Source organism: Halpernia humi (assembly GCF_900108025.1).
GTDB lineage: Bacteria > Bacteroidota > Bacteroidia > Flavobacteriales > Weeksellaceae > Halpernia > Halpernia humi.
In genome coordinates, this window is sequence record NZ_FNUS01000001.1 from 1,027,690 (window position 1) to 1,046,403 (window position 18,714).

17 protein-coding genes are annotated in these 18,714 nt (G+C 32.9%); 9 read left to right on the forward strand and 8 right to left on the reverse strand.

Going from position 1 to position 18,714, the window contains the following annotated elements; translation table 11 throughout:
• The first annotated feature begins 141 nt into the window (after positions 1-141).
• The 4 genes from C4S29_RS04805 to C4S29_RS04820 all read left to right on the forward strand — a co-directional run bounded on the left by C4S29_RS04805 (position 142) and on the right by C4S29_RS04820 (position 4,821).
• Complete coding sequence (locus tag C4S29_RS04805) at positions 142-1,302, forward strand: GlmU family protein (protein WP_103912967.1); 1,161 nt, start codon at positions 142-144, stop codon at positions 1,300-1,302.
• A 2-nt stretch (positions 1,303-1,304) separates the two neighbouring features.
• Entirely contained in the window at positions 1,305-1,667 is a 363-nt protein-coding gene (locus C4S29_RS04810) for a hypothetical protein (RefSeq protein WP_103912968.1), read from the forward strand.
• 1,071 nt (positions 1,668-2,738) lie between these two features.
• A complete protein-coding gene (trhO, locus tag C4S29_RS04815; protein ID WP_103912969.1) occupies positions 2,739-4,091 on the forward strand; it encodes an oxygen-dependent tRNA uridine(34) hydroxylase TrhO in 1,353 nt (450 codons plus the stop codon).
• A gap of 127 nt (positions 4,092-4,218) precedes the next feature.
• Positions 4,219-4,821: a 5-formyltetrahydrofolate cyclo-ligase gene (locus C4S29_RS04820; RefSeq protein WP_103912970.1), complete on the forward strand. Its 603-nt coding sequence runs from the start codon at positions 4,219-4,221 to the stop codon at positions 4,819-4,821.
• On the opposite strand, the gene C4S29_RS04825 is transcribed toward C4S29_RS04820, so the two are convergent.
• Complete coding sequence (locus tag C4S29_RS04825; RefSeq protein WP_103912971.1) at positions 4,758-5,339, reverse strand: hypothetical protein; 582 nt, start codon at positions 5,337-5,339, stop codon at positions 4,758-4,760. The two genes, C4S29_RS04820 and C4S29_RS04825, sit on opposite strands and share 64 nt — an antisense overlap.
• Entirely contained in the window at positions 5,323-6,462 is a 1,140-nt protein-coding gene (locus C4S29_RS04830) for a hypothetical protein (protein ID WP_103912972.1), read from the reverse strand. Before C4S29_RS04830 ends, C4S29_RS04825 begins: the two co-directional genes overlap by 17 nt.
• Before the next feature lie 190 nt (positions 6,463-6,652).
• Here C4S29_RS04830 and C4S29_RS04835 point away from each other — a divergent pair, with 190 nt between their 5' ends.
• On the forward strand, positions 6,653-6,880 hold the full coding sequence (locus C4S29_RS04835) for a hypothetical protein (RefSeq protein WP_103912973.1): 228 nt from the start codon (positions 6,653-6,655) through the stop codon (positions 6,878-6,880).
• Between the two features lie 68 nt (positions 6,881-6,948).
• On the opposite strand, the gene C4S29_RS04840 is transcribed toward C4S29_RS04835, so the two are convergent.
• The 6 genes from C4S29_RS04840 to C4S29_RS04865 form a co-directional block, all read right to left on the reverse strand.
• Positions 6,949-7,716, reverse strand: coding sequence for a TrmH family RNA methyltransferase (locus tag C4S29_RS04840; protein ID WP_103912974.1), 768 nt, complete (start codon positions 7,714-7,716; stop codon positions 6,949-6,951).
• 13 nt (positions 7,717-7,729) lie between these two features.
• A complete protein-coding gene (gene rmuC, locus C4S29_RS04845) occupies positions 7,730-9,085 on the reverse strand; it encodes a DNA recombination protein RmuC (RefSeq protein WP_103912975.1) in 1,356 nt (451 codons plus the stop codon).
• Positions 9,086-9,198: 113 nt separating this feature from the next.
• The gene (locus C4S29_RS04850) at positions 9,199-10,275 is read right to left on the reverse strand and encodes an outer membrane beta-barrel protein (protein WP_103912976.1); all 1,077 of its coding nucleotides are present in this window, start codon (positions 10,273-10,275) and stop codon (positions 9,199-9,201) included.
• Between the two features lie 104 nt (positions 10,276-10,379).
• Entirely contained in the window at positions 10,380-11,696 is a 1,317-nt protein-coding gene (locus C4S29_RS04855; protein WP_103912977.1) for an ammonium transporter, read from the reverse strand.
• Positions 11,697-12,086: 390 nt separating this feature from the next.
• The gene (gene pncB / locus C4S29_RS04860; RefSeq protein ID WP_103912978.1) at positions 12,087-13,265 is read right to left on the reverse strand and encodes a nicotinate phosphoribosyltransferase; all 1,179 of its coding nucleotides are present in this window, start codon (positions 13,263-13,265) and stop codon (positions 12,087-12,089) included.
• Between the two features lie 123 nt (positions 13,266-13,388).
• Positions 13,389-15,026: a T9SS type A sorting domain-containing protein gene (locus C4S29_RS04865; RefSeq protein WP_103912979.1), complete on the reverse strand. Its 1,638-nt coding sequence runs from the start codon at positions 15,024-15,026 to the stop codon at positions 13,389-13,391.
• Positions 15,027-15,185: 159 nt separating this feature from the next.
• Here C4S29_RS04865 and rpsL point away from each other — a divergent pair, with 159 nt between their 5' ends.
• From rpsL to rpsJ, 4 genes are read left to right on the forward strand one after another with little or no spacing between them, the layout of a single operon-like run.
• The gene (rpsL, locus tag C4S29_RS04870; protein ID WP_103912980.1) at positions 15,186-15,587 is read left to right on the forward strand and encodes a 30S ribosomal protein S12; all 402 of its coding nucleotides are present in this window, start codon (positions 15,186-15,188) and stop codon (positions 15,585-15,587) included.
• A 22-nt stretch (positions 15,588-15,609) separates the two neighbouring features.
• Positions 15,610-16,086 (forward strand): 30S ribosomal protein S7, encoded by a 477-nt coding sequence (gene rpsG, locus C4S29_RS04875; protein WP_103912981.1) that lies wholly within the window; start codon positions 15,610-15,612, stop codon positions 16,084-16,086.
• A 3-nt stretch (positions 16,087-16,089) separates the two neighbouring features.
• The gene (fusA, locus tag C4S29_RS04880; RefSeq protein WP_103912982.1) at positions 16,090-18,207 is read left to right on the forward strand and encodes an elongation factor G; all 2,118 of its coding nucleotides are present in this window, start codon (positions 16,090-16,092) and stop codon (positions 18,205-18,207) included.
• 18 nt (positions 18,208-18,225) lie between these two features.
• Complete coding sequence (rpsJ, locus tag C4S29_RS04885; protein ID WP_103912983.1) at positions 18,226-18,531, forward strand: 30S ribosomal protein S10; 306 nt, start codon at positions 18,226-18,228, stop codon at positions 18,529-18,531.
• Positions 18,532-18,714: the final 183 nt, after the last annotated feature.

The window sequence follows — 18,714 nt, forward strand, 5'->3', positions numbered from 1 at the left end:
TTTACATTTTGCACTCTTTGTTAAACTTTAATTTGCAAAAATCTTTTGTTTCTTTTGCCGCTAAAATAATAAAGTCATTTTTTTTGATTAATTTTCCGCTGAAATCAATCATTTTTTATCAACAATCAATTATATAAAGATATGCAACTCGTTTTTTCTGACGCTCAATTTTGGGAAAATTTTCTTCCACTTACATACACAAGACCAACCGCAGAACTACGTTGCGGGATTTTAACCTTTTCAGAAAGATGGCAAAAATTATTAGAAAGTTCTGAAGTTTCTTTTATTACAGAAGATTATTTACAAGAAAAATTTCCAAAACCTGAGAAAGTAGAATCTTTATTTTTAGTTCCCAATTTTCTGCCGAGCGAATCGGTTTTAGATCAAATTAAGGGTTTAAAATTGGGTGAAGCCTTGGTTTACGAAGATGAATTGCTAGCCGCAAAAGTCGATATGCAAGATTTTTCTTTAAAACAAATTGAGAAAATGACGGATATTACGGAAGAATTAATTTTCTTTAAAAATGCAACCGATTTATTTTCTTTAAATGAAAAAGCCATCAATTTTGATTTTGAATTGTTGACTAAAAATAAAACGTCGCAGAAATTATCTTCAACGAATGGATTTTTGGGCGATGAAAAAGATTTATTCATAGAAGAAGGCGCGGAAATAGAATTTGCAACCATCAATTGCAAAACCGGAAAAATCTATATTGGGAAAAACGCAGAGATCATGGAAGGTTCCAACGTTCGCGGCCCATTGTCTTTAGGTGAAAATTCCAAAATAAATATGGGCGCAAAAATTTATGGCGCAACTACAATCGGTCCGCAATGTAAAGTGGGCGGCGAAGTGAATAATATCGTAATTTTTGGTTTTTCAAATAAAGGTCACGAAGGATTTTTAGGAAATTCTGTGCTTGGTGAATGGTGCAATATCGGTGCAGATACGAATTCTTCAAACCTAAAAAATAATTACGCAATGGTAAAATTATGGAATTATAAAACTAAAAAATTCCAGAATACAGGTTTGCAATTTTGTGGTTTAATTATGGGCGATCATTCTAAAGCAGCTATTAATACACAATTTAACACTGGAACTGTTGTCGGCGTTGGTGCGAATATTTTTAAAAGTGGTTTTCCACCAAATTTAATTGAAAATTTTTCTTGGGGCGGCATGAAAGGCGATTCGAAATTTAATTTAGAAAAAGCCTACGAAGTGGCGGAAAAAGCGATGGAAAGACGAAAATTGCCTTTAACGGAAATTGATAAAGGTATTTTGAAGTTTGTTTATAGTAATTATTAAATATGAAAATATTTTTTTTATTTGCATTTTTTCTATCAAATTATTGTTTGAGTCAAGTAAAAATTAATAATTTTGAAATTAAAGATTTAAGTGATAGCATAAAAACAAGCAATTATTTACATAAAGTGAATAATTGTGATTTATTACTTTTTGCGAATAAAAACTATAAGTTTTTCGCAGATCCAAATAACACTAAAAAGACTCAATTGATTTTTTCTGAAATATCTAAAAGGACCAAACAAGATATTTTTATTTTGGTTCGTTCAAGATTTGGAAATGAATTTATTAAAACTTTAAGAGAAAAAAATCTAAAGGAACAAATTGAATTCTTAATTAAGCACAATAAATGTTCTAAAAAAGTATAAAAGCAACATCATTTTTTTTAAAACCCTGAAAGGGTGAAATTTTTATAAACCAACCATCCTGCGTGTCCTTAAAACCCTGAAAGGGTGACACAAAAACAATTCCACCCCTTCGGGATTCATTTCTTAATGATTCTGGTTTTATAACAATTTCATCCCTTCGGGATTCATTTTTTAATGATTTTGGTTTTATAATAATTCCATCCCTTCGGGATTCATTTTTTATGATTCTGATTTTACAACAATTTCATCCCTTCGGGATTTATTTCTTAATGATTCTGGTTTTATAATAATTTCATCCCTTCGGGATTTTCCCTTATCTCATTAAGGTTTTATAATAATTTCATCCCTTCGGGATTTTCCCTTATCTCATTAAGGTTTTATAACAATTTCATCCCTTCGGGATTCACGCCGTCATAATAACTGCTAAAAAACAATTACATTCAATTTAATCAGTTTTTAAATTGATGTTAAGTAAACCCTGAAAGGGTGAAATTTTTATAAACCGACCATCCTGCGTGTCCTTAAAACCCTGAAAGGGTGACACAAAAACAATTCCACCCCTTCGGGATTCATTTCTTAATGATTCTGGTTTTATAATAATTTTATCCCTTCGGGATTTTCCCTTATCTCATTAAGGTTTTATAACAATTTCATCCCTTCGGGATTCACGCCGTCATAATAACTGCAAAAAACAATTACATTCAATTTAATCAGGTTCTAAATTGATTTTAGATAAACCCTGAAAGGGTGAAATTTTTATCATAAAAATAATTTCATCCCTCCGGGAATCTTGCCATAAAGAGTATTTTTTTATAACAATTTCATGCCTTCGGGATATGAAAAACTTGCTTGATTAAAGATAAACTTTAATTTTTGCGAAATTTGCAGCCCGACTTGAGTGGAGCTCTTTTTTTGTGGAGCGCAGCGGAACAAAAAAAAGCGGGAACGGAAGGCGGAAAATGCTGCCCAAAAAATTCGTCATAAAACAATAGATTGCTACGCTTTACTCGCAATGACGTTAGAATTTCTTATCTTTGCCGAAATATTTTTCTCACTTAAAACGTTGATAGCATGCAACTGTATAACAAATTAAGCGCAGAAGAAAGAGCCAAACTTATTGATGAAGCCGGAAAACAGCGGCTCACATTGTCTTTCTACGCGTACGCCAAAATCTTAGATCCCAAAAAATTTCGCGATGAATTATTTATAGCCTGGAATGCACTCGATGCACTCGGTAGAATTTACGTGGCCAATGAAGGCATTAACGCGCAAATGAGTATTCCTGCGGATCAATTTGAAGAATTTCGCGAGACTTTGGAAGTTTATGATTTTATGAAAGGAATTCGCCTAAATGTCGCGGTAGAACAAGATGATCATTCTTTTTTAAAACTAACGATAAAAGTTCGACACAAAATTGTTGCCGATGGTTTAATTGATGAAACTTTTGACGTCACAAATAAAGGAATTCACGTTAAAGCGCAAGAATTCAATGAATTACTAGAAAATCCGAACACAATTGTGGTTGATTTTAGAAATCATTATGAAAGTGAAGTTGGGCATTTTCAAGGTGCAATTACGCCAGATGTGGAAACTTTTAGAGAAAGTTTGCCGATAATTAATGAACAATTGCAAGATTTCAAGGAAGATAAAAATCTTTTGATGTATTGCACAGGCGGAATTCGCTGTGAGAAAGCGAGTGCTTATTTTAAACATCAAGGTTTTAAAAATGTGTTCCAGTTAGAAGGCGGCATTATTGAATATGCGCGCCAAATAAAGGAAGAAGCAATCCCAAGTAAATTTATCGGGAAAAACTTTGTATTCGACAATAGATTGGGCGAAAGAATTACAGATGATATCATTGCGCAATGCCACCAATGTGGGAAACCTTGTGATAATCACACCAATTGCGCAAATGATGCGTGCCATTTATTATTTATACAATGCGATGATTGCAAAGCAGTTATGGAAAATTGTTGCTCTAGCAAATGTTTAGAAACCATTCATTTGCCCGAAGAAGAGCAAGTGAAATTGAGAAGAGGTTTACAAGTTGGTAACAAAGTGTTTAGAAAAGGAAAATCTGAAGATTTGAAATTTAAGCATTCTGGCGATTTACCGGAACAAGCTTTAGCAAAAGTAAATTCAAAGAATATTCGCAAAAAAACTAGGGTTAAAAAAGTGTTGGTCGGCAAAGCGGAACATTATTTTACAAAATCTAAAATTGCACAGTTTTTGGTTGAAAAAGAAATATCAGTTGGAGATAAAATTTTAATTTCTGGGCCAACAACTGGAGAGCAAGAATTAATTTTAACGGAAATTTTTGCTAATGGAAAGTCTTGCGAAACGGGGAAAAAGGGAGATCAAATCACATTTGAAACTCCATTTAGAATTCGTTTGAGTGATAAATTGTATAAAATTTTAGACTAATACTTTTATTAATACTAAAATTGAAAACCGTCTTCATTATGTGAACGCGAAAAGGAAGCCGTTTCATAACTTTATGAAACGGCTTCTTTAAGGTAAGGAAAATAGTTTCATTAAAAAGCCACTAAATATGTTCTCTAATACTTCGACTAAAGAAATTCTGCGGAAAGTTTATTTAAAGGAAAGAATGGCTTTTTCAGATGAAGAATTGGAAGATTATTCGAAATTAATTTTTGAAAATTTCAAAAAAGGTTTTGAAGTTTCCGCAGGCATTAATATTTCAATTTTTCTCCCGATTAAAAAATTTAATGAAATAAACACGCGATACTTTATAGATTTTTTATGGGAAAATAAGGTAAATGTTTTTGTGCCGAAAATTTTTAATGGAGAAATGATTTCTGTAAAAATAGAACCATCAACAGAATTAGTAAAAAATTCTTGGGGTGTTTTGGAGCCAAAAACTAATGATGATTTTTCTGATAATTATTTTGATATTGTGTTTACACCATTATTGTATTGCGACCACAACGGAAACAGAATTGGCTATGGAAAGGGCTTTTATGATCGTTTTTTCAAAAAAATAAATAGAGATACACTAAAAATTGGTCTTAATATCTTTACACCAAATGAGGAGATTTCTGATATCACTGCCGAAGATGAACGATTAGATTATCTGCTAACGCCTACAGAAACACTATCTTTCTTTACAGGAACATCAAAATTTACAAAATAAAATTTGAATTCTTTTTTAAATTTAACGGGGTAAGCTTTTAGAATATATTGCGCGTTTTTATCAAAACTGCCGATTAATTTATTGTCTTTATCATAGTACTCCACATTAAATTTTGCAAAATCTAAAGTGTCTTTCTTATTAAGTTCTTTAGAAACTTCTATATTGCCAACTTTCACTGTTTTTACTTTAAAACTATCTAATTGTTGCAATATTGGTTTTAATTTTAGAGAATCTGGTGTAAGAAAATAACCATTCATTTGCGCATATATTACAGAATCAATTTCAGTATCTCGGTGCCCAGAAGTATAAAGGGTAGAAAGATCAAACAGTTCTTGTATTTTTTGTTTTGTGATAAAGGATATGGCTTGCGCACTATCCATCTTGGCAACAGGATAACTTATTTTATTATTGTTTTTTCGAAGTGTATCTAAATCGCTTATATTAGAATTTTCCTTTTTACAAGAAAAAACCATCATGGTTAGTAATAATCCGAAAAATACGTTAGTTAGAATTTTCATCTTTTCCTATTTTAAATTTTATCATATCTATTTTCCCCTGGCTATTGGTTTTGGTATCTATCACATCCAATTTTTCTAAGGAGTTAGAAGGCAAAGTAACCAAGTTAATATATCTTTGTTTGTCCATCGTTTCTACACCATATGTCTCATTATCATATACTTGGTAAATTAAGGCATTGTCGCTAATCAAATAATTTAATCTTTCTCTTTTTTTCTTTAAATCTTTTAGAGATTTAGAATAATAAAAAAGCATAAAAGCATAATCATTCGGTTTTAGTTCAATATTTTCTGTCCGCTGCGCCGTTTCTAGATTTCTTTGGATGGTATCCGTTTTATAATAAGGCGAAGAAACGACCATTGTTAAAGTTTTAGATTTTGTAGTGTACACAAAAGGAACATTTGGTTTTGCCACATACAAAATGGGCGACTCGTCATCTTTTAGTATTTGAACTTGTAATTCTGCATTTATTTTCGAATTTCTATCTGCATCAATAAAACTAAAATAATATTCTCTACTAAAAATTTCATCTTTAAATCCTAAAATTCCCACCACAATAAGTAAAAGTGAAGAAATTCCTAACCAAAGATATTTTTTTACAAAAGAAAATTTAGTGTTAGAATGCGGAACACTTTCCAAACTCAAATTTGATTCAACTACTTGGTTAACAGAATTATTATTTTGTAAAACAGATTTTTCCGCACTTTTAAAACTAGATTTTTCAGTCCTTTTAAGATTATAATCACTTTCCTCTGAAATATCTAAATTTTCATCTGAAATGTTTTTCATCTCAGAATCATTTTCTTCATTTTCCTTTAGTATTTCGTCGGCAAAAAGATGGGCTTTTTTAAAAGCATACCAAGTTTCGTATCCTGCATAAACAGAAAGAAGATTGAGCATATCTATTCTGGGCAATTTACTTACTGGAGCGTTTTTAAAATAGGTATAAAAAGACTTCTCGCTAATGTTACCTTTTGCGATTTTTCGCAGGTCTTCTTGGAAGTAAATAATATCAATACCCTTCCATTTTGAAATATCATCAAAGGAAGGTGTGTGATTTTCGATATATTTGGCCTGAACTTTAGATTTCAGTTGCTCAAAATGCAATAATTCTAAATCTGTCAAAATACTATATTGCGGTTAATTGTTTGATTATCAGTAATAATTATTTGTAAAACTGTTTTACAAAGATATTACAATTAATTTTCTAATAAAATTTTTTTTAGGGTTCTATCTTTGTCCCGTTGAAATGATATAACAATCGCTACAACAGAACAATTTAAAAACAAAGTAAAACAATTTAATTTAATTTATTATGAAAAAATCATTATTCGTAGCTGCTATTGCTGCTATTTCTTTAGTTGCTTGTAAAAAAACTGAAACAGTTGATACAGCAAACGCTACAGATTCTACTGCTTCTGCAATGACAGATTCTACTGCTGCTCCTGTAACTGATTCTACTGCTTCTGCAGTTGATTCTACTGCAGCTGTAACTCCTGAAGCTAAAGGTGCAGTAAAAGATTCTACAGCTACAAAAAAATAATTTATCACCAAGATAAATTGAAACCCACTCTCGAGTGGGTTTTTTTGTGTTTAAAAACCAGAAAATATTTAAATATTTCTTTGTCTAACTATTTCGTAACAGGAAATCGCAACTGCATTGCTTAAATTTAAAGAATCTATACTTCCCGCCATTGGGATTAGCACATTTTCGCCTTTCTCGTCCCAAAACTGCGAAAGACCGCTATGTTCCGTACCGAACAACAACGCGCTTTTTTTTGTGAAATCAATTTGTGAAATATCTTTGGCGTTTTGATGCATATTTGTTGTGAAAATTTGAAATTTATTCTTTTGTAGAAAATTATAAGCGGTTTCATTATCACTTTGAAAAACATTCATTCCGAAAAGACATCCGACGCTAGAACGAATGACATTCGGGTTATAAATATCAACCTTGGTATCGGTAATAATTAGCATTTCAATTCCGAAAGCTTCGCAACTTCTTAAAATAGCGCCAAGATTTCCTGGCTTTTCTACACTTTCAATAATAATTGCGGTGGCGTTTTCGCTTGGTGAATAGTTGTTTATATTTTTGCCTTTGGTTTCGTAAATACCAATTACACCTTCAGAAGATCCACGGTAGGCTAATTTTTCGTAAACTTTTTCGGAGACCAAAGTGATTTTTCCTTTCGGAAAATCTTCATTAAATATACTTTCACAGATAAAGAATTCTTGCGAAAGATATCCAAATTTAATTGCTCTTTCGTTTTCTTGTTTGCCTTCAACTACAAATAATCCAGATTTTTTACGAAAACGATTGTCTGTAATTAATCGGGCTAAATTTTTCACCTTCTCGTTTTGGGTACTTTCTATAAGCATATTTTGTTTGGTTTTAGGCTTCTAATTCATCAGAATTAGCTCTCAAAATAATATTTTCTGGTAAGGACTTCTTTGCTTTTGCACCCATTTTTTTCAATTTTTCTACGCTTGTGATTAGGTTTCCACGGCCATCCACCAATTTATTCATCGCATTATCGTATTCCGCTTTTGAGTCTTTTATTTTGTTGCCTATTTTTACTAAATCTGTAACAAATCCTTCAAATTTATCGTATAAAGCGCCGGCTTGCCTTGCAATTTCAAAGGCATTCTCTTGTTGTTTTTGGTTCGTCCACATACTATCAATCGTTCGCAAAGTGGCTAGAAGCGTAGATGGCGTAACGATTACAATATTTTTTTCAAAGGCTTTATTATAAAGATAGGTGTCTTCATTTAAAGCAATGGCGAAAGCAGGCTCTATTGGAATGAAAAGCAGCACAAAATCTGGGCTTTCCATCGCGTATAAATTTTGGTAATTTTTATTACCGAGTTGCTCCACGTGTCTTTTTATAGAAGAAATATGCTCTTTTAAATAATAACTTTTTTGTTCGTCTTCCTCCTCGTTTGTATATTTTTCATATGCATTAAGTGAAACTTTAGAATCTATTATCATTTTTTTGCCATCGGGCAAATTAATCACTACATCGGGAAGCACTCTGTTTCCATCTTCGTTGATGTGGCTTTTTTGCACCTCATATTCCCTGCCTTTTTCTAAACCAGACTTTTCTAAAACCCTTTCCAAAACTAGTTCTCCCCAATTTCCTTGTATTTTGCTATCTCCTTTTAATGCTTTTGTAAGATTCACGGTTTCTTTGCTCATTTGGAGATTCAAATCTTTTAAACCAATAATTTGCTGCCGAAGCGCGGCATGATAATCAATACTTTCTTTGTGTGTGGTCTCCACTTTTTTCTCGAAATTGTTTATTTTTTCTTGAAGTGGATTTAGAATATTTTTTAAATTTAATTGGTTTTGTTCCGTGAATTTCAAACTCTTTTTCTCTAAAATTTCATTGGCTAAGTTTTCAAATTGAAGTTTTGCATCTTCTTGCAGTTTTTTTAAATCTTCTTTTTGTGTATCTAAAAGAAGTTGTAAATTTTCATTTTGGGCAGAGAAGTTAGAATTCGCAGCAATTAATTTATTTAATTCTAAATTCTTCTGAATATTGATTTCTTTTTCAGAGTTTAAAGAAACGTTTAACTCTTCAATTTTCTTTTGAGCATTTTCTAAATCCGAATTGGATTTAATAAAATTACTATTCAATTCATCAAAATCTTTCCTTAAAACATGGGATGATTTTAATATTAAATAAATAATTATCGCGCCTAAAACGGCGCCTAAAATTGTAGAAATGATTGTATAAGTGATTTCCATTTTTCAAAATTACAAAAAGATTAATTCTGAAACTTGTTTTTTGGAAAAGTTATATAAATAAAAAACTTCCAGAAAATTTTCTGGAAGTTTCCCAATATTAATAAATATGGTCTTTAAAAACTATAAAGGGCGGCAATAAGAAAGTTGCCAGAACTTTTCAACGGTTTTCCATGTACATCAGCATAAATTTTTTCTGATGAGTTTTCGAACCTAAATTCTGGTTTTAACTGAAAGCTACCTTTACTTAAAGTCGCAGAAATAGTATTTGCAAAAACTGTATTTCCAACGCTTTGCCCTAGTCCCAAATAGTTGTCTTTATTGTCTAAATATTCTGCTCGGTAATTTAAAGCCAATAGATCTGAAACTTGGTATTTTAAATAACCTACGTATGAACTCCATTTTTGTTTTGTAGAATTGGAGTCATAAGTAATATCTACTAAAGTAGCATTTGCGCCTATTTTAAATTTATCGGTTACTTGATAAGTTCCCACAAAATCAAACTGCGAAACATTGCTGTCAGAAGGGTTATTGCTGCCTTGTTGCCCATTTAAATATAGCGCTAATTTATCTTTAGCATAACCAAGTTGCCAAATAAAATATTTGTTGTCAAAGTTTTTTCCAGCATCTCTTTTGAAGGAGGATCTTAAGTCAGTAGGATTTGCAACACCCGCCATAATATTAAAACTTCCTTCTGTGTAATTGGCTTTTAAACCGGTATGAAAAAAGGGACCGTAAGAAAATGCATAAGACATGCTATAAATATCATTATCTGGAGCGTCTAGCAACTCGTATCCGATATGAGTAGTCCAAGAACCAGCAGTTAATTTTAATTTATCAGTAGCATTATAATCTATGTACAGTTGTTTAATTAACAAATTTGTACCACTTTCTGCATAATCAAAAGCTTCTATTTTACTACCTAAACCCAAATCTGCTGTTGCGGAAAATTTTCCAGAAGTATGTACCAATTTTAAAGAAAACATAGCGGGTTCTATAGAATTATCTGGTACTGTGAAAGAAGTTTTTGTATTATCTCCGTTCTTATTAAAATCGGCTTTGTAGAAAATATCTGCGTATCCAGAAATTTTTAAATTTTTAAAGAAACTATCGCCATCTGTTTGTGCAAATACCATTTCGGTGCTGAACAAAGCTACAAGCAGTAATGTGATCCTAAAGTAAAGATTTTTCATGTTTTTCAAGTTTTAGTTATTATTTTAATTTTGAACATTATTCTACAGCTCTGAAATATTTTTCAGATTAAAACAGAACTGTAAAATAATTGTCTTTTTTTGAATTATAAAGATTCGCCGTGTTGAGATTTATCTAAACCTTCTACTTCATATTCCTCGGTTACTCGTAGTGGAGTAATTAAATTGGTAATGTAAAGTAGAATATAAGAGCCTCCAAAAGCAAATATTGATACGCCGACTAAAGCAATGATGTGTTTAAAGAATAAATGATATTCTCCAAAAATAAGTCCAGGCTCAGCAACAGCAGAATTAATAGCTGGGGAAGCAAAAACGCCGGTAAGTATCATCCCAACAAGACCACCAACTCCGTGGCAAGGAAAAACATCTAAAGTATCATCAATATTAGTTTTAGATCTTAAATCTACCATGTAACTACTTACTGTAACTGCAATTATACCTATCAATATAGAATGAGCAACACTCACAAATCCCGCAGCAGGTGTAATTGCAACCAAACCTACAACTGCGCCGATACAAACACCCATAGCAGATATTTTTTTGCCTTTAATTTTTTCTAAAAATCCCCAAGCAATTGCAGCAGCTGCAGAAGCCACAGTGGTATTTACAAAAGCTTGAACAGCAAGCGAATTAGAAGCCAAAGCAGAACCGGCATTAAAACCAAACCAACCAAACCACAACAAAGCAGTTCCCAGTATTACGTAAGAAATTCTACTCGGCTCAGATACCTTTTCTTTTCTTGGTCCTAAAAATATTGCTCCTGCCAAAGCAGCCCAACCAGCGCTCATGTGAACCACAGTTCCACCCGCAAAGTCTAAAACACCATACTTAAATAGTAGCCCATCTGGATGCCAAACCATGTGTGCTAAAGGCGCATAAATAAATAATGAAAATAAAGTAATAAATAAAATATAGCCCCAAAATCTTATTCTTTCCGCAAAAGCGCCTGAAATTAATGCTGGCGTAATGATTGCAAATTTCATTTGGAATACCGCAAACAATATTAAGGGAATTGTTGGCGCTAAAGACCAAGCGGTGGTAGTTCCTACATTATGGAAAAACAAATAAGGCGTTGGATTTCCGAAAAAACCACCAACTGAAGGCCCAAAAGCAACACCAAAACCTACAATTACCCAAAGAATAGAAATGATGCCCATTGCAATAAAACTTTGCAAAATAGTACTAATCACATTTTTTTTTCGAACCATACCGCCATAAAAGAAGCCTAATCCAGGCGTCATAATCAAAACCATTGCAGAAGCAACAAGCATCCAAGAAATGTCTGCACTGTCAAATTTTGGAAGATTTTTTTGATCTACCGGTAATTCAGGAAATAAGTTGTGTGAAAAAAGGCATATCAAACTGATCACAACCAATACGCCTAGCAAAATCCATTTTCTCATGTTATTTGTTTTAAAAATTATTCGTCAAAATTATAAATAAAAATTAAACCCCCAAATAAAAAAGGGGTCAATTGTAAAAAATATTCAAAAAATAGATAAAATGTATGTAAATTTAGAGGGTAAAAAGAAATAAACCTTAAATTAATTACAATTTAAGGTTTATTTGAAACTTTTAAGTTTCCTTTTTTGAAATGGTGATTGAAAAAGTTCGAAATAAATGAAAACAAGTAAAATACATCTAAATTTAGAGGGCTAAAATAAAAAACAATGAAATAATTGCAATTTCATTGTTTTTTGAAAACTTTTAGGTTTCTTTCTTTTTAAATGTAGATTAAAGAAGTTCGAAATAAATGAAAACAAGCCCAAAAAAATGTTTAAAGGCCTAAGAATTTAATCATTAATTCTTAAAAATTCTTTTGCAAGTTCTATCATTTTGGGATCGCCAGTGTATTTTCCTTTTTCGTCAGAAAGTTTTACCGTGGGAATCCAATCTTTATTTGGCGCTTGCACACCAATGAGTTTCATTACGATATTCATAGGCCGTAAGCCCACATCGTTGGTTAGATTAGTACCAATCCCAAAAGAAATACCGATTTTTCCGCGGCAAGCTTTCGTGATTTCATCTACTTTTTCCAGATTCAGTCCATCAGAAAAAATAATATATTTATACAAAGGATTGATGCCGTTTTCCTCATAATGTTGAATGGTCTTTTGCGCAAATTCTATCGGATCGCCACTATCGTGACGAACACCATCAAATAATTTTGTGAATTTTTTATCAAATTGTTTAAAAAAAACTTCAGTTGTAAAAGTATCAGAAAGTGCTACTCCCAAATCACCACGGTAAATATCTACCCAATGCTCTAGCGCAATTTCATTAGCCATTTTAAATCCATATTCTGCTGCATGAAACATAAACCATTCGTGTGCGTGCGTGCCAATGGGTCTAGTTTTATAGAGCATTGCCATGTGCACATTAGAAGTACCAATAAATGTAGAGTTTCTATCTCTTGTAAGTGCATCTAAAACCAAACGCTGCACGTTATACGAATGCCTTCTTCTTGTACCAAATTCCGCAAAAGTGACACCGAGATATTTCATGTGTCGCGCTTTGTCTAAAGTATTTTCGATAACAATTTCGTTTGAATTTCGCTCCAGATTGCCCATTGCATAATTAAGTTCGCTAATTAGAGAAAGAATAGGCACTTCCCATAAAATTGTGCGATACCAAAGCCCTTCTACTGTTACTTCCAATTCAGAGCCGTTTTGTGAAATATGCACTTCGGAGGGATCGTAGCGGTAACCTTCTAAAAAATCTAAATAAGGCAAATCTATGTAAGGACAGGTTTTCGCCATAAACATTTTTTCATCTTTGGTCAATTGTAATTTTGCCAAAGCATCTACAGATTTTCGAAGTTCTTCGCCAAAATTCTCTGGAAACTGATGCGCTCCTCGATTAATAAATTGATATTTCACCACTTGGCTGGGGAATAATTTCACTACAGCATTTTGCATGGTGATTTTGTAAAAATCATTATCGAGTATAGAATTTAATTTTACTAAAGGCATTTCACAAAAATTTTAGCGAAAGATAGGGAATTTTCCGATTTAGGCCCGAATTTTTGCGACTAATTATTTATAGACCAAGTCTAAATTTTAAAGTAAAACCTGAGCAATTTTTAGATAATACAACTACTTTTTAATAAATTTAAAAGTTTTGTTTCCAGCAGTTGTTTTTATTAGAATTAGATATGCGCCACTAGGAAAAGCACGCACATTCACTCTATCCTTAGAATTTCCAGAGTCTGTAAAAATAACTTTCCCGCTCATATCAAAGATAGAGATGCTTTCTATTTTTTCGTTAATCGCTCTCACAAACAAAATATCTGCTGTTGGATTGGGATAAATACTTAAATTTTTTGAAAGTTCGGCCGTCGCTAAAGTTGAATTAATTATTATTGGTTCCCGAAAAAATGAAATTTCTAGAAAATAATCTGGATAATTTTTTGCGAAATAAGCTTCGCAAGTATAATCGGTAAAATCTTCAACTTTTATATTATTGATATAATAATTATCGGCAGAACCCGCTTGCTTTTCATCTAGATTTTTAAACCACGTAAATTGATAATCTGTGCCGGAAAGTGATTGTTTCAATGTAACATTTTCTCCCAAAACTGCGGACACCGAAACAGGCTCATCATATCTTTGTGGCGAATAAGTAAAATCTGTGAATTTGGGCTTGGTATCTAGAAAATTTTTAATGTCTTCTAAAGAATATTTATTGTTATCTACAAAAGTTAGCGCAGGTATTGTGGTAGGAATTGCACCAGAAAGTTGATTACCTGTTAGCGACAACATTTGCAATTTTGGGAGTTGCAAAAGTTCCACCGGAAAATTATCTTTTAATAAATTATGGTTTAAAAAAAGTTGTTCCAGATTTTTTAAATCTACCAGACCAGATAAATTACTGGAAATTAAATTTCTTCCTAAATTAAGATGTATTAATTTGGTGAATCTTCCTATATTATTAGGTATGTTTTCTAATAAATTATTTTCTAAAGAAAGCCATTCTAGATTTGTTAGATTGTTTAATGGCGTTTCGTAGTTTGTAGCGAGGGAATTTCGGCTTAAATTTAAAGTGGTGAGTTGTGATAAATTCCCCAGTTCTGCAGGTAAAGTCTCCAATTGGTTCCCGGCAAGGCTAAATTCTTTTAAATTACTTAAAGTAGAAAGATTTTCAAAACCAGTTTTAAGTTGATTATCGCTTAAATCAAGTGATTCTAAATCATTAAATGTTGAAATTTTTTGAGGAACTGCTGTAAGATTTAGGCTGGCTATGTCTAATGATTTTAAATGCGAAAAATTTTGTAGAAATCCATCGATATTATTAATTACAAATAAATTATGACCAATAAAAAGTTCCGTAAGCGATGCAAGAGAACCAATACTTGAAGATGGATCACCCGTAAGTTGATTGTCATTAATACTTAAAGAAATAAGTTTCGACAAACTACCTATTGAAGGAGAAACCTCACCGCTAAGATTATTATTACTTAAATCTAAAACCTCAAGATTTGCAAACGTTGCTAAAGTTGCAGGGAAAATTCCAGCCAAAGCATTTCCACGCAAATTTATTTCAGTGACACTGTGGTTTTTAATTTTAATGCCATACCAGTTTTGCGGGTCTTTACTTAAGTCCCAAGATTGGCTCCATTTTTCTCCATTTGTGGAATTATAAATGGAAACCAAAGCACTTCTTTCCGCAGTAGATATGCTGTACTGGGAAAAGGCGAAATTAGATAGCAATAGAAATAATAAAAGTTTTTTCACCTATATAAAAGATTAGATAATTGCTGCAAATGTATTTAAAATCTATTATAATATTAAAAATATTTTCAATTGATTTATAAAAAGTTACGTAATATATTGTCCAATCAAAAATATTTCTTATTTTTGCACCCTGAATTATAAAAAACAAAAAGCAATTTAATGCCTACTATTCAACAACTAGTAAGAAAAGGAAGAGTCGCACTCACCAAGAAGAGTAAATCGGCTGCTTTGGATTCTTGTCCACAAAAACGAGGTGTTTGTACGAGAGTATACACCACAACTCCTAAGAAACCTAACTCCGCACTACGTAAAGTAGCAAGGGTAAGACTTTCTAACGGAAAAGAAGTTAACGCCTACATCCCGGGCGAAGGACACAACCTCCAAGAGCACTCGATAGTATTGGTACGCGGCGGAAGGGTGAAAGACCTACCGGGAGTAAGATACCACATCGTAAGAGGTGCATTAGACACCGCAGGTGTAAGTGGAAGAACGCAGAGACGTTCTAAATATGGAGCAAAACGCCCTAAACCAGGAGCAGCAGCACCAGCCAAGAAAAAATAATCATTAAAAAGGTAAAGAAACAATGAGAAAGACAAAAGCGAAAAAAAGACCGTTGTTGCCAGATCCAAAATTTAATGATCAATTGGTAACTAGATTTGTGAATAACTTAATGTTTGATGGTAAAAAATCCATCGCATTCAAAATATTTTACGATGCATTAGAAATCGTAGAAAGTAAAAAAGGAGACAATGAAAAAACTTCTTTAGAAATTTGGAAAGACGCTCTTACTAATGTGATGCCTCACGTAGAAGTAAGATCGAAAAGAGTTGGTGGCGCAAACTTCCAAATCCCTATGCCAATTCGTGCTGATAGAAAAATCTCTATGGCAATGAAATGGTTAATAAAATATTCTACTGCAAGAAATGATAAATCTATGGCTAATAAATTAGCTGCAGAAATTATTGCTGCTGCAAAAGAAGAGGGTGCTGCTGTGAAGAAAAAAACAGACACTCACAAAATGGCAGAAGCGAACAAAGCATTTTCACACTTTAGATTCTAAAAAATGAGTAGAGACTTAAAATTTACACGTAATATAGGAATTGCCGCGCATATTGATGCTGGTAAAACTACAACTACGGAAAGAATATTATTTTACACTGGTGTAAACCATAAAATTGGCGAAGTACATGATGGCGCTTCTACAATGGACTGGATGGAGCAAGAAGCAGAAAGAGGTATTACCATTACATCTGCAGCAACTACTTGCCAGTGGAATTTTCCTACAAATCAAGGTAAACCATTACCTGAAACAAAGCCTTACCACTTTAACATTATTGATACACCAGGACACGTAGATTTTACGGTTGAGGTAAACAGATCCTTAAGAGTTTTAGATGGTTTAGTATTTTTATTCTCCGCAGTTGATGGTGTAGAACCACAATCTGAAACCAACTGGAGACTAGCAGACAACTATAAAGTAGCGCGTTTAGGATTCGTGAATAAAATGGATCGTCAAGGTGCAGATTTCTTAATGGTAGTCAATCAAGTAAAAGAAATGTTAGGTTCTAATGCAGTCCCTATCGTTTTGCCAATTGGTTCCGAAGAAGATTTCAAAGGCGTTGTAGATTTAATTAAAAATAGAGCAATCGTTTGGGATGAAGCAGGGCAAGGTGCAACTTACGAAGTTGTAGATATTCCTGAAGATATGAAAGCAGAAGTTCTAGAATACAGAGAAAAATTAGTAGAAGCTGTTGCAGATTATGATGATACTTTGATGGAGAAATTCTTCGAAGATCCAGATTCAATTTCTGAAGACGAAATTAATGAAGCCTTAAGAAAAGCAACCATTGATTTATCTATTATCCCAATGACTTGTGGTTCTTCATTTAAAAACAAAGGCGTACAATTTATGTTGGATGCAGTTTGTAAATATCTTCCTTCCCCAATGGATAAAGATGATATTGTTGGTACAAACCCAGATACTGAAGAGGAAGTTTCTAGAAAGCCAAGTGTTAACGAGCCATTTTCAGCTTTAGCATTTAAAATCGCAACCGATCCTTTCGTAGGAAGATTAGCATTTTTTAGAGCATACTCCGGAAGACTTGATGCTGGTTCTTATGTTTTAAACACTAGATCAAACAGCAAAGAAAGAATTTCGCGTATCTATCAAATGCACGCTAACAAGCAAAATCCGGTAGAATATATTGAAGCAGGAGATATTGGTGCAGCAGTTGGATTTAAATCCATTAAAACTGGTGATACTTTATGTGATGAAAAACACCCGATTGTTTTAGAATCTATGGTTTTCCCAGATCCAGTAATTGGTATCGCGGTAGAGCCTAAAACTAAAGCAGATCAAGATAAAATGGGAAATGCTTTAGCTAAATTAGCAGAAGAAGATCCTACTTTCCAAGTTAAAACTGATGAAGCTTCTGGGCAAACAATCATTTCTGGAATGGGTGAATTACACCTAGACATTTTGGTTGACAGAATGCGTAGAGAATTTAAAGTTGAAGTAAACCAAGGTGAGCCTCAAGTAGAATACAAAGAAAATCTTACAGCAACTACAAACCATAGAGAAGTTTACAAAAAACAATCTGGTGGACGTGGTAAATTTGCAGACATCGTATTTACACTCGGACCTGCAGAAGATAACAAACCAGGTTTAGAATTTGTAAACGAAATTAAAGGTGGTAACGTTCCAAAAGAATTTATACCAGCAGTAGAAAAAGGCTTCAAAGAAAGTTTGAAAAACGGACCTTTAGCAGGCTTTGAAGTAGAAGGATTTAAAGTTGTTCTGAAAGATGGCTCTTTCCACCCTGTAGATTCTGATGCATTATCTTTTGAATTGGCTGCAAAATTAGGCTTCCGTGAAGCAGGGCGCGCTGCGAAACCAGTCATTATGGAACCAATCATGAAACTAGAAGTCGTTACGCCAGAAGAATACATGGGAGATATCGTAGGTGACCTTAACAGAAGAAGAGGAACCATCAACGGAATGGACGACAGAAATAATGCGAAAATCATTAAAGCTTTCGTACCTTTAGCAGAAATGTTTGGATACGTAACTTCACTTAGAACACTTTCCTCTGGTAGAGCAACTTCTACAATGGAATTTGAAAAATATGAAGCTGCGCCTTCAAATGTTGCCGAAAACGTAATTGCAAAAGCAAAAGGTTAATCTCTAAATTAAAGTAAAATGTCACAAAGAATAAGAATAAAATTAAAATCTTACGATTACAATTTAGTAGATAAATCTGCTGAAAAAATCGTGAGAACTGTAAAATCTACAGGTGCAGTGGTAAACGGACCAATTCCATTGCCAACTAACAAGAGAATCTTCACAGTGCTGAAATCTCCGCACGTTAACAAAAAAGCAAGAGAGCAATTTCAATTATCTGCACACAAAAGATTGATGGATATCTATTCATCTTCTTCTAAAACTGTAGATGCATTAATGAAATTAGAATTGCCTTCAGGCGTTGATGTAGAAATCAAAGTATGATGCAATTTGCTTCGGCAAAACATCAAAACTTATATTATAAAATCCCATTTCTTTAAGATTTGGGATTTTTTTTGGAGCATCCTAATTTTACATCGTCCGAAAACTCTACCTGCTATCCACTCTATCTTTTTCTTTTTTTGTTAAAAAAAGAAAAAGGATGCCGTTCCTATCAGGGCTAGGTTC

What these genes read in the sequence shown, in the direction of transcription:
- C4S29_RS04855 (WP_103912977.1), bottom strand. Translation starts at nt 11,696, where the DNA reads ATGAGAAAATGGATTTTGCTAGGCGTATTGGTTGTGATCAGTTTGATA.
- rpsG (WP_103912981.1), top strand. Translation starts at nt 15,610, where the DNA reads ATGAGAAAGACAAAAGCGAAAAAAAGACCGTTGTTGCCAGATCCAAAA.
- rmuC (WP_103912975.1), bottom strand. Translation starts at nt 9,085, where the DNA reads ATGGAAATCACTTATACAATCATTTCTACAATTTTAGGCGCCGTTTTA.
- C4S29_RS04805 (WP_103912967.1), top strand. Translation starts at nt 142, where the DNA reads ATGCAACTCGTTTTTTCTGACGCTCAATTTTGGGAAAATTTTCTTCCA.
- pncB (WP_103912978.1), bottom strand. Translation starts at nt 13,265, where the DNA reads ATGCCTTTAGTAAAATTAAATTCTATACTCGATAATGATTTTTACAAA.
- C4S29_RS04835 (WP_103912973.1), top strand. Translation starts at nt 6,653, where the DNA reads ATGAAAAAATCATTATTCGTAGCTGCTATTGCTGCTATTTCTTTAGTT.
- C4S29_RS04850 (WP_103912976.1), bottom strand. Translation starts at nt 10,275, where the DNA reads ATGAAAAATCTTTACTTTAGGATCACATTACTGCTTGTAGCTTTGTTC.
- trhO (WP_103912969.1), top strand. Translation starts at nt 2,739, where the DNA reads ATGCAACTGTATAACAAATTAAGCGCAGAAGAAAGAGCCAAACTTATT.
- C4S29_RS04840 (WP_103912974.1), bottom strand. Translation starts at nt 7,716, where the DNA reads ATGCTTATAGAAAGTACCCAAAACGAGAAGGTGAAAAATTTAGCCCGA.
- rpsJ (WP_103912983.1), top strand. Translation starts at nt 18,226, where the DNA reads ATGTCACAAAGAATAAGAATAAAATTAAAATCTTACGATTACAATTTA.
- C4S29_RS04810 (WP_103912968.1), top strand. Translation starts at nt 1,305, where the DNA reads ATGAAAATATTTTTTTTATTTGCATTTTTTCTATCAAATTATTGTTTG.
- C4S29_RS04825 (WP_103912971.1), bottom strand. Translation starts at nt 5,339, where the DNA reads ATGAAAATTCTAACTAACGTATTTTTCGGATTATTACTAACCATGATG.
- C4S29_RS04820 (WP_103912970.1), top strand. Translation starts at nt 4,219, where the DNA reads ATGTTCTCTAATACTTCGACTAAAGAAATTCTGCGGAAAGTTTATTTA.
- fusA (WP_103912982.1), top strand. Translation starts at nt 16,090, where the DNA reads ATGAGTAGAGACTTAAAATTTACACGTAATATAGGAATTGCCGCGCAT.
- rpsL (WP_103912980.1), top strand. Translation starts at nt 15,186, where the DNA reads ATGCCTACTATTCAACAACTAGTAAGAAAAGGAAGAGTCGCACTCACC.